The sequence below is a fragment of the Mycolicibacterium arenosum genome (genome assembly GCF_024320865.1).
Classification (GTDB): domain Bacteria; phylum Actinomycetota; class Actinomycetes; order Mycobacteriales; family Mycobacteriaceae; genus Mycobacterium; species Mycobacterium arenosum.
Genome location: NZ_JANDBD010000007.1, coordinates 380,509 through 390,176, shown reverse-complemented (window position 1 = coordinate 390,176; position 9,668 = coordinate 380,509). Strand labels below are relative to the sequence as shown.

General features: G+C 67.6%; 11 protein-coding genes. 9 read left to right on the top strand and 2 right to left on the bottom strand.

The genetic code is table 11. The features are described 5' to 3' along the window. Window positions 1-177 precede the first annotated feature (177 nt). Together mshA and NM203_RS19085 are read left to right on the top strand one after the other, a co-directional pair. Window positions 178-1,464: a D-inositol-3-phosphate glycosyltransferase gene (gene mshA / locus NM203_RS19090; RefSeq protein ID WP_255061702.1), complete on the top strand. Its 1,287-nt coding sequence runs from the start codon at window positions 178-180 to the stop codon at window positions 1,462-1,464. A gap of 31 nt (window positions 1,465-1,495) precedes the next feature. Then, on the top strand, window positions 1,496-2,017 hold the full coding sequence (locus NM203_RS19085) for a type III secretion system chaperone family protein (protein ID WP_255061701.1): 522 nt from the start codon (window positions 1,496-1,498) through the stop codon (window positions 2,015-2,017). 56 nt (window positions 2,018-2,073) lie between these two features. On the opposite strand, the gene NM203_RS19080 is transcribed toward NM203_RS19085, so the two are convergent. Next, on the bottom strand, window positions 2,074-2,241 hold the full coding sequence (locus NM203_RS19080) for a hypothetical protein (RefSeq protein WP_255061700.1): 168 nt from the start codon (window positions 2,239-2,241) through the stop codon (window positions 2,074-2,076). 160 nt (window positions 2,242-2,401) lie between these two features. Here NM203_RS19080 and NM203_RS19075 point away from each other — a divergent pair, with 160 nt between their 5' ends. The 7 genes from NM203_RS19075 to NM203_RS19045 all read left to right on the top strand — a co-directional run bounded on the left by NM203_RS19075 (window position 2,402) and on the right by NM203_RS19045 (window position 9,122). Beyond that, window positions 2,402-3,145, top strand: coding sequence for a phosphoglyceromutase (locus NM203_RS19075; protein WP_255061699.1), 744 nt, complete (start codon window positions 2,402-2,404; stop codon window positions 3,143-3,145). A gap of 171 nt (window positions 3,146-3,316) precedes the next feature. Next, complete coding sequence (locus tag NM203_RS19070; protein WP_255061698.1) at window positions 3,317-4,504, top strand: sensor histidine kinase; 1,188 nt, start codon at window positions 3,317-3,319, stop codon at window positions 4,502-4,504. After that, window positions 4,501-5,187: a two-component sensory transduction protein RegX gene (gene regX / locus NM203_RS19065; protein ID WP_255061696.1), complete on the top strand. Its 687-nt coding sequence runs from the start codon at window positions 4,501-4,503 to the stop codon at window positions 5,185-5,187. Before NM203_RS19070 ends, regX begins: the two co-directional genes overlap by 4 nt. Window positions 5,188-5,361: 174 nt before the next feature. Then, the gene (locus NM203_RS19060; protein WP_255061695.1) at window positions 5,362-6,621 is read left to right on the top strand and encodes a class I SAM-dependent methyltransferase; all 1,260 of its coding nucleotides are present in this window, start codon (window positions 5,362-5,364) and stop codon (window positions 6,619-6,621) included. Then, window positions 6,618-7,442 carry a glycosyltransferase family protein gene (locus NM203_RS19055; protein ID WP_255061693.1) on the top strand — a complete coding sequence of 275 codons (825 nt, stop codon included), beginning with the start codon at window positions 6,618-6,620 and terminating at the stop codon, window positions 7,440-7,442. The genes NM203_RS19060 and NM203_RS19055 overlap by 4 nt, the downstream gene beginning before the upstream one ends. Then, window positions 7,439-8,095: a PIG-L deacetylase family protein gene (locus NM203_RS19050; protein WP_255061690.1), complete on the top strand. Its 657-nt coding sequence runs from the start codon at window positions 7,439-7,441 to the stop codon at window positions 8,093-8,095. Before NM203_RS19055 ends, NM203_RS19050 begins: the two co-directional genes overlap by 4 nt. Further along, window positions 8,088-9,122, top strand: a complete 1,035-nt coding sequence (locus NM203_RS19045; RefSeq protein WP_255061688.1) for an NAD-dependent epimerase/dehydratase family protein — start codon at window positions 8,088-8,090, stop codon at window positions 9,120-9,122. Before NM203_RS19050 ends, NM203_RS19045 begins: the two co-directional genes overlap by 8 nt. Here the strand turns inward: NM203_RS19045 and NM203_RS19040 are convergent. Beyond that, window positions 9,106-9,660, bottom strand: a complete 555-nt coding sequence (locus NM203_RS19040) for a dTDP-4-dehydrorhamnose 3,5-epimerase family protein (protein ID WP_255061686.1) — start codon at window positions 9,658-9,660, stop codon at window positions 9,106-9,108. The two genes, NM203_RS19045 and NM203_RS19040, sit on opposite strands and share 17 nt — an antisense overlap. Window positions 9,661-9,668 lie beyond the last annotated feature (8 nt).

The window sequence follows — 9,668 nt, the reverse complement described above, 5'->3', positions numbered from 1 at the left end:
AACGCACGCGTATCCATCGCCGTCACCTTCTGGGCCATGAACCACTCTGGATCCACCCAGCCCGATCAGGTGTACGCGATGTCCCGAGACATACCCCTGTACGCGATGTCCTGAGACTTCACACCGGACTGAGATCCGAATAGCACGCCGAAATCGCGAGTTGGCCGACGTGCAAGGATGGCGTACGTGCGCGTTGCCGTCTTGTCCGTCCACACCTCGCCGCTGGCTCAACCCGGTACCGGCGACGCCGGCGGGATGAACGTCTACGTGCTGCAGACCGCACTGGAGCTGGCGCGCCGCGGCGTCGACGTCGAGATCTTCACCAGGGCGACGACGTCGGCGGACGAACCCGTCGTCCAGGTGGCGCCCGGCGTGCTGGTGCGCAACATCGTGGCGGGCCCCTTCGAGGGGCTCGACAAGAACGACCTGCCGACGCAGCTGTGCGCGTTCACCGCGGGCGTGCTGCGGGCCGAGGCGACGCACGAGCCCGGCTACTACGACGTCGTCCACTCGCACTACTGGTTGTCCGGTCAGGTCGGCTGGCTGGCGCGCGACCGCTGGGCGGTGCCGCTGGTGCACACCGCACACACCCTCGCCGCCGTTAAGAACGCGTCGCTGGCCGAGGGGGACCCGCCTGAGCCACCGCTGCGGTCGGTCGGCGAGCAGCAGGTCGTCGACGAGGCCGACCGGCTGATCGTCAACACCGAATACGAAGCGCACCAACTGGTTTCGCTGCATCGCGCCGACGCGGAGCGCATCGACGTCGCGCACCCGGGCGTCGACCTCGAGACGTTCACCCCCGGCGACCGAACGGCCGCGCGACGGGCCCTCGGGCTCGACCCCGGCGAGCAGGTGGTGGCGTTCATCGGGCGCATCCAACCGCTCAAGGCGCCCGATGTGCTCCTGCGTGCCGCGGCGAAGTTGCCCGACGTGCGGGTCGTGATCGCGGGTGGCCCGTCGGGCAGCGGGCTGGCCAATCCCGACGCGCTTGTTCGACTCGCCGACGATCTGGGTATCAGCGACCGCGTGACGTTCCTACCGCCCCAGACCCGCGACCAGTTGGTGCAGGTCTACCGAGCCGCCGATGTCGTCGCGGTGCCGAGTTACGCGGAGTCCTTCGGGCTGGTCGCGGTGGAGGCGCAGGCGTGCGGCACGCCCGTCGTGGCCGCCGCGGTGGGCGGCTTGCCGGTCGCGGTGAAGGACGGTGTCAGCGGCGTCCTCGTCGACGGACACGATCCCGACGACTGGGCGGCGGCGATCGCCGGAGTGTTCGAGCGCGGCCCGCAGACCATGAGCGCCGCGGCCCATGCGCACGCCGCGACGTTCTCCTGGGCGCACACCGTCGACGCGCTACTCGCGAGCTACGCCCACGCAATCACCGACTACCGCGCCCGCCACCAGCGCGCCGACGTGCCACCGCGCCGGGCTCGCAGGTTCTCGCTGCGGCGGGGAGTGCGCGCGTGATCTCCAGCGAGGAGCCGAAGGCGGATCGCGCATGATCTCCGCGGCCGCCGAGGAGGCGCACCGGCTCATCGAAAGCGCTGTCAAGGAAGCGGAACTCGATTACGCCCTGCACGACAGCGAGCGCAACGGGCTTCCGGGCATCGTCGTCGCGGTGCCCGCCGAGCGCCGGTTCATCACCAACACCGTCTTCACCGTCAGCGTGCACGGGGTGCGCATCGAGGGGTTCGTCTGCCGCAACCCCGAGGAGAACCACGAGGGTGTCTACCGCTACCTGCTGAGGCGCAACCGCAAGCTGTACGGGCTCGCCTACACGCTGGACAACCTCGGCGACATCTACCTGATCGGCCGGATGTCGCTGGAGTCGGTCACGGCAGACGAACTGGACCGCATCTTCGGCCAGGTCGTCGACGCCGTCGACCGGGATTTCAACGCGCTGCTGGAACTCGGTTTCCGCTCGTCCATCCAGAAGGAGTGGAAGTGGCGGGTGAAGCGCGGCGAGTCGCTCAAGAACCTGCAGGCGTTCCAGCACCTCGTCGAGGACGAACAGGACTGAGCCGGAGCACGAAGAAGGGGCACCCGTTTCCGGGTGCCCCTTCTTCGTGGGGTGCGTCAGCGGCCGTTGCCGAAGGTCGACTGGGCCGAGCCGACCGTCGCCTGCTGCTGGATGTCGCTGATCCACTGGTGGTGGGTGACGTCCGCGTTGGCCGGGGCGGCGAGGCCGAACAGGGCGGCCGCGAAACCGGTGGCGATGGCGGTGGTGATTCCGAACTTCTTCATGATGGTCCTCTTTCCTTGCGACTGTTTGTCGTTGTCTGGTGGTGTAAGCAAGCAGGTCAGGCGTTACATTTCCGTCGGCAGCAATTGAGCGACGGCTGGCAGTATCGGCTCGGTTCGACGTTGCCCCGCACCCGTTCGGACGCCGTGAAAGGATGGGCTCATGGCGACGCTGGTGCTGCTCCGTCACGGCGAGAGCGAATGGAACGCGCTGAATCTGTTCACGGGTTGGGTGGACGTCGACCTCACCGACAAGGGCAGGGCGGAAGCCGCCCGCGGCGGTGTGCTGCTCAAGGAGCAGGGCGTGCTGCCCGACGTGCTGTACACGTCGCTGCTGCGCAGGGCGATCAACACCGCGAACCTGGCACTCGACAAGGCCGACCGGCACTGGATCCCGGTGCATCGCGACTGGCGTCTCAACGAGCGGCACTACGGCGCGCTGCAGGGCCTGGACAAGGCCGCCACCAAGGAGAAGTACGGCGAGGAGCAGTTCATGGCGTGGCGTCGCAGCTACGACACCCCGCCGCCGCCCATCGAGAAGGGCAGTGAGTTCAGCCAGGACACCGATCCGCGCTACGCCGACATCGGCGGCGGCCCGCTCACCGAGTGCCTCGCCGACGTCGTCGCGCGGTTCGTCCCCTACTTCGAGCAGACGATCGTTCCCGACCTGGCCGCGGGCAAGACCGTGATGATCGCCGCGCACGGCAACTCGCTGCGCGCTCTGGTCAAGTACCTCGACGGGATGTCCGACGAGGACGTGGTGGGGCTGAACATCCCGACGGGGATCCCGCTCCAGTACGACCTCGACGCGGACCTGAAGCCCACGGTGCCCGGTGGGGTCTACCTCGACCCCGATGCCGCGGCCACGGGCGCCGCTGCTGTGGCCGCCCAGGGCACCAAGCACTGAGACGGGATATGTCCCTGCAGCGAGCGAAGCGACGGGACATGCCCCCGCATAGACGAACAGCGGGTGAACTCCGGTGAACACGGACCAAACTCCTGTGTTTGGATGTGTGACTTGTACCGAAATGGCCGCACGCTGCTGGGATGACGTTCACCGGAAACGTACGATTCGCCCGTGAGTGTGTGGTCCGCACTGCTGCTGACGGCAGTCGTGGCGATTCTCGCGCTGGCGCTCGGCGTCGCCGCTGGAATCGTGCTCAGCCCGCGCCTCACCGAGAGACGTCAGCGCCGCTCCGTCGAGCAGGACGGCATCACGATCTCGCAGATGCTGCAACACGTCGTGTCGCTGTCGCCGGTGGGCATCGCCGTGGTCGACACCTTCCGTGACGTCGTCTACCTCAACGACCGGGCGCGCGAGCTGGGTCTGGTCGGTGACAGGTTGCTCGACGACCGCGCCTGGGCCGCTGCGCAGCGCACGCTGAACACCGGTGCGGACTCCGAATTCGACCTGGTGCCGACGCGGCCGGGGCGCTCCGGGCGGTCCGGCATCTCGGTGCGCGGCCACGTTCGACTGCTCACCGAGGAGGACGGCCGCTTCGCGGTGCTCTTCGTCGACGACCAGTCCGAGCACGCCCGGATGGAGGCCACCCGACGGGACTTCGTCGCGAACGTGAGCCACGAGCTCAAGACGCCGGTCGGCGCCATGGGCGTGCTCGCAGAGGCGCTGCAGGCGTCGACCGACGACCCGGAGACCGTCAGCCGCTTCGCCGACAAGATGCTGATCGAGTCGAAGCGACTCGCGAACATGGTGGGCGAGCTCATCGAGCTGTCCCGGCTGCAGGGCGCCGAGCCGCTGCCCGACCTCGAGGCCGTCGACGTCGACACCGTGGTGGCCGAGGCGCTGTCGCGCTACAAGGTGGCCGCCGACAACGCCGACATCGGCATCACGACCGACGCGCCGACGGGCTACCGCGTCCTCGGCGACCAGTCACTGCTCGTCACCGCGCTGGCCAACCTGGTGGCCAACGCAATCGCCTACTCGCCCAACGGTTCCCCGGTGTCGATCAGCAGACGGCGCCGGGGCGACAACATCGAGATCGCGGTCACCGACCGCGGTATCGGCATCGCCCGCGCCGACCAGGAGCGGGTGTTCGAGCGGTTTTTCCGCGCCGATAAGGCGCGCTCCCGAGCCACCGGCGGCACGGGACTCGGATTGGCCATCGTCAAGCACGTCGCGGCCAATCACAACGGGACCATCCGGCTGTGGAGTCAGCCGGGCACCGGGTCGACCTTCACACTGTCGATCCCGGCTTATCCGGATACCGATGACGAATCGGACTACAAGGAGGCAACCCCTCAATGACCAGTGTGCTGATCGTCGAAGACGAGGAATCCCTCGCGGACCCTCTCGCCTTCCTGCTGCGCAAGGAGGGTTTCGAGGCCACGGTCGTCGCCGACGGCCCCTCGGCACTCGCGGAGTTCGAGCGCGCCGGCGCCGACATCGTCCTGCTCGACCTGATGCTCCCCGGAATGAGCGGAACCGACGTCTGCAAACAGTTGCGGTCTCGTTCGAGCGTGCCTGTGATCATGGTCACGGCGCGGGACAGTGAGATCGACAAGGTGGTCGGCCTGGAGCTCGGCGCCGACGACTACGTCACCAAGCCCTACTCGGCGCGCGAGCTCATCGCTCGCATCCGTGCGGTGCTGCGCCGCGGCGCGGACAACGACGACGCGAACATCGCGGACGGGGTGCTCGAGGCCGGGCCGGTTCGGATGGACGTCGAACGACACATCGTTTCCGTCAACGGTGAGCAGATTACGTTGCCGCTCAAGGAGTTCGACCTCCTGGAGTACCTGATGCGCAACAGCGGGCGGGTCCTGACGCGCGGCCAGCTGATCGATCGGGTGTGGGGGGCGGACTACGTCGGCGACACCAAGACGCTGGACGTTCACGTCAAGCGACTGCGCAGCAAGATCGAAGCCGACCCCGCCAATCCCGTTCATCTCGTCACCGTGCGCGGGTTGGGCTACAAGCTGGAGGGCTGACTCGAAAAAGTTCCTGAGAGTGCAAATCTAGCAACTCTCGCGAACTTAGCCAGAACTTGTTAGTCTGACCGCGCAGCTACGCGTGCAGGCTTCTGTGTTGGCAGTTCCGGCCGCGTGCTCTCGCGTGGACCGTGCCGGTGTCCGCGTTCGTGGACAACGGGAAAGAGCCCGCCGATGCCGTGCCGTGTGTGTGAATCCGACCGCCTGGTGAGCGTGCTGGACCTCGGGGCCACCCCACCCTGCGAGAAGGTCCTGACCGCCGAGGCATTGGACCTGGTAGAACCCACGTATCCACTGCATCTTCGGGTCTGCGAGGAATGCCTGCTGCTGCAGATTCCGGCGCTCATCACGCCGGAGGAGACGTTCACCGAGTACGCCTACTTCTCGTCGTTCTCCGACAGTTGGGTGAAGCACGCTGGCGACTTCGTCACCGACGCCGTCGACCGGCTCGGCCTCGGCGGTAACTCGTTTGTCGTCGAAGTCGCCAGCAACGACGGTTACCTTCTCAAGCACGTCACCGACGCCGGCATCCGCTGCCTGGGCATCGAGCCCTCGGTCAACGTGGGCGCCGCGGCGCGGGAGCGGGGCGTACCGACGCTGACCGCGTTCCTCGACGAGGAGACCGCCGCCGCCGTGCGCGCCGAGCACGGCCCCGCCGATCTGGTCGTCGCCAACAACGTCTACGCCCACATCCCCGACGTGCTCGGGTTCACCAGGGGGCTGCGCGGGCTGGTGGCGGACGACGGCTGGGTGTCGATCGAGGTGCATCACGCGCTGAACCTGATTGAACTCGCCCAGTTCGACACGGTCTACCACGAGCACTTCCAGTACTACACCGTCGCGTCGGCGGCGACGGCGCTGGCGACCGCGGGGCTCAAGGTGGTCGACGTCGAACTGCTCGACACGCACGGCGGGTCGATCCGCGTGTGGGCCCGACCGGAGGCCGTCGCAGGCGTGCCCACCGCGCGCCTCGTCGACACGCTGGCCGCGGAGTCCGACGCCGGGTTGCACGACGTCACCGGCTACGTCGGCATGCAGGCCAGGGTCGACCGTCGGCGCCGCGATCTGCTGCGCTTCCTGCTCGACTGCCGCGCCGAGGGCAAGCGGGTCGTCGGCTACGGGGCGCCGGGCAAGGGCAACACGCTGCTGAACTACTGCGGTATCCGCACCGACCTCATCGAGTACCTCGTCGACCGGAATCCGTACAAGCACGGCATGTTCACGCCGGGCGTCCGCCTGCCGATCCATCCGGTGGACCGGCTCGACAAGGACCGGCCCGACGTCATCGTCGTCCTGCCGTGGAATCTCGAAACCGAGATCACCGAACAGCTGGCCTACACAGCGGAGTGGGGCGCCCAGCTGGCCTACCCGCTCCCCGAACTACACGTCATCCGTCCAGGCGACGGCAATCCGGGTGAAGGGAAGATCCGATGAAGGTCGTATTGTTCTGCGGCGGTTACGGAATGCGCATGCGCAACGGGGACGACGACACGATCCCCAAGCCCATGCAGATGATCGGGTCGCGGCCGTTGATCTGGCACGTGATGCGCTACTACGCGCACTTCGGACACAAGGACTTCATCCTCTGCCTCGGCTACGGCGCCACGCACATCAAGAACTACTTCCTGAACTACCAGGAGTCGGCGTCCAACGACTTCGTGATCCGCGGCGGTCAGGTGGAAATGCTGCAGACCGACATCAGCGACTGGTCGATCACGTTCGTCGACACCGGTCCCGAGTCGCCGATCGGCGAGCGCCTGCGCCGGGTCAAGCAGTACGTCGAAGGCGAGGAGTACTTCCTGGCCAACTACTCCGACGTGCTGACCGACGCCCCGATGAACGACATCATCGACGAGGTCAGGGAATCCGGCGCGAAGGCCTCGATGCTGATCGTGCCGCCGCAGTCGTCGTTTCACTGCGTGGACATCGAGGACTCCGGCAACGTCACGGGCATCACGCCGGTGTCGCATCTGCCCATCTGGGAGAACGGCGGCTACTTCGTGCTGTCGGGCGACGTGCTCGACATGCTCACCGAGGACTGCGATCTGGTCGAGGACGTCTGCGGCAAGCTGGCGAGCCAGGGCAAGCTCCACGGGCACAAGCACCTCGGGTTCTGGAAGCCGGCGGACACGTTCAAGGAGCGCGCGGACATCGAGAACGCGTACAAGCGCGGCGACCGGCCGTGGATGCTGTGGGAGCACGCCAAGGAACCGGTCGCCGACCCATCCCCCGTCGCTTCGCTCGCCTCGTCGTGATCGGGTTGCGTACCGGCGATCTCACCGAGATCGCCGTGCTGGGTGCGCACTGCGACGACATCGCGATCGGGATGGGCGGCACGCTGCTGACGCTGTGCCGGCGCAGGCGCGGACTGCGGGTGCACGCGCTGGTGCTCAGTGGCGGTGGCACGCCGCGGGAGGCCGAGGAGCGAAGCGCGCTGGCGGCGTTCTGCCCGGACGCCGAATTGGCCGTCACGGTCGGTGATCTGCCCGATGGCCGTGCACCGCAGCACTGGGATCGAATCAAGGACGCGCTGAGGACGTTTCGCGCAACCTGCGACCCCGACGTGGTGTTCACCACGCAGCCCCGCGACGCCCACCAGGATCATCGAACGCTGGCCGAGTTGGTGCCCACCGAGTTCCGCGATCACCTGACGCTTGGTTACGAGATCCTCAAGTGGGAGACCGACACCCCGGTGCCGAACGTGTACTCCCCGCTGGACGCGGCCACCGCGGAGGAGAAGGTCAAGCTGCTGCACACGCACTACCCGTCGCAACTGGGGCGCGACTGGTTCGACGACCTGTCGTTCCTCGGGTTGTCCAGGCTTCGCGGTGTCCAGTGCCGCAGTCCGCACGCCGAGGCGTTCGTCGCGGACAAGATGGTCATGAGTTTCGGAGGTGGAGATGAGTAAACGCGTTCTGGTCACCGGTCATCTGGGCTATCTCGGCACCGTGATGGTGCCGATGCTGCGGGAAGCCGGTCACGACGTGGTCGGCTTGGACAACGGCTACTTCGCCGACTGCGTGCTGGGCCCCACCCCCGACGACCCGCCCAACCTGGGCGTCGACCTGCGCGACGTGACGGTCGAGCAGTTGTGCGGATTCGACGCGGTGATCCACCTCGCGGCGTTGTCGAACGACCCGCTGGGAGCGCTGGCGCCCGACCTCACGTTCGACATCAACCACCACGCGTCGGTTCGGCTGGCGAGGCTGGCCAAGGAGGCCGGCGTCTCCCGATTCCTGTACGCGTCGACGTGTTCGGTGTACGGCGCAGCGGGTGACGGACTGGTCGACGAGGACGCCGAGCTGCACCCGATCACGCCGTACGCGATCAGCAAGGTGCGCGTCGAGGGGGACGTGGCCGAGCTGGCCGACGCCGGTTTCGTGCCCGTGTTCCTGCGCAACGCAACGGCCTTCGGCTATTCGCCGCGACTGCGCGCCGACATCGTGCTCAACAACCTGGTGGGTCACGCGGTCCTCACCGGCGTGGTGCGCGTGTTGTCCGACGGCACGCCGTGGCGCCCGCTGGTGCACGCCATCGACATCGCCCGCGCATTCACCGTGTGTCTGGATGCCCCCGCCGAGATCGTGTCGTGCCGGGCGTACAACATCGGCAGCGAGACCAACAACCTCACGGTGGCGCAGATCGCCGACGCGGTCTGTTCGACCGTACCGGGTGTCGAACTGCTCATCACCGGGGAGAGCGGAGCGGACCCGAGGTCCTATCGCGTCGACTTCGCCAGGGCGCGTGCCGAACTCGGCTTCGAGGCCATCTGGACGGTGCCCGAGGGCGCGGCTGAACTATACGCCGGGTACACGGCACTCGGATTGAGCCGCAGCGACTTCGAGCAGCGCTTCACCCGACTGGCCCGGCTCGAGGCACTGCGGTCCTCGGGCGCTTTGGACGAGACGATGCGCCGTGTCAGCGCAACCGTGTGAGAAGGTCCGCCCAACTGCCCGCCGCGCTGTCCCGCGCGGACACCACGCCCGCGGGCAACGGCCAGTCGATGCCCACGTCGGGGTCGTCGTACCGGACGGCGAGATCCTCGCTGGCGTCGTGCGGACGGTCGATGCGGTAGCAGACGTCCGCGGTGTCGGTGAGCGCCTGGAAACCGTGCAGCAGCCCCGGCGGCACGTACAGATGCCGAAAGGCGTTGTCGTCGAGGGTGAACGCCTCGTGCTCACCGAACGTCGGCGACCCCGGCCGCGCGTCGACGAGAACGTCGAGCACGGCGCCGTGAGCGCACCGCACCAGCTTCGCCTCACCGCGGCCGCCCCGGCCGTGCATGCCGCGGATCACCGCTTTCGCCGAACGCGACTGGGAGTCCTGGACGAACGACGCCGACGTGCCGGGAACGCCGATCCACTCGTCGAAGAGGTTCGCGTCGAACGTCCGCGTGAACAGCCCGCGATCGTCGCGGAACGGTTCGGGCGTCAGCACCGCGACGCCGGCCAGCCTGGCCTGCTCGATACGCATCAGGAGAT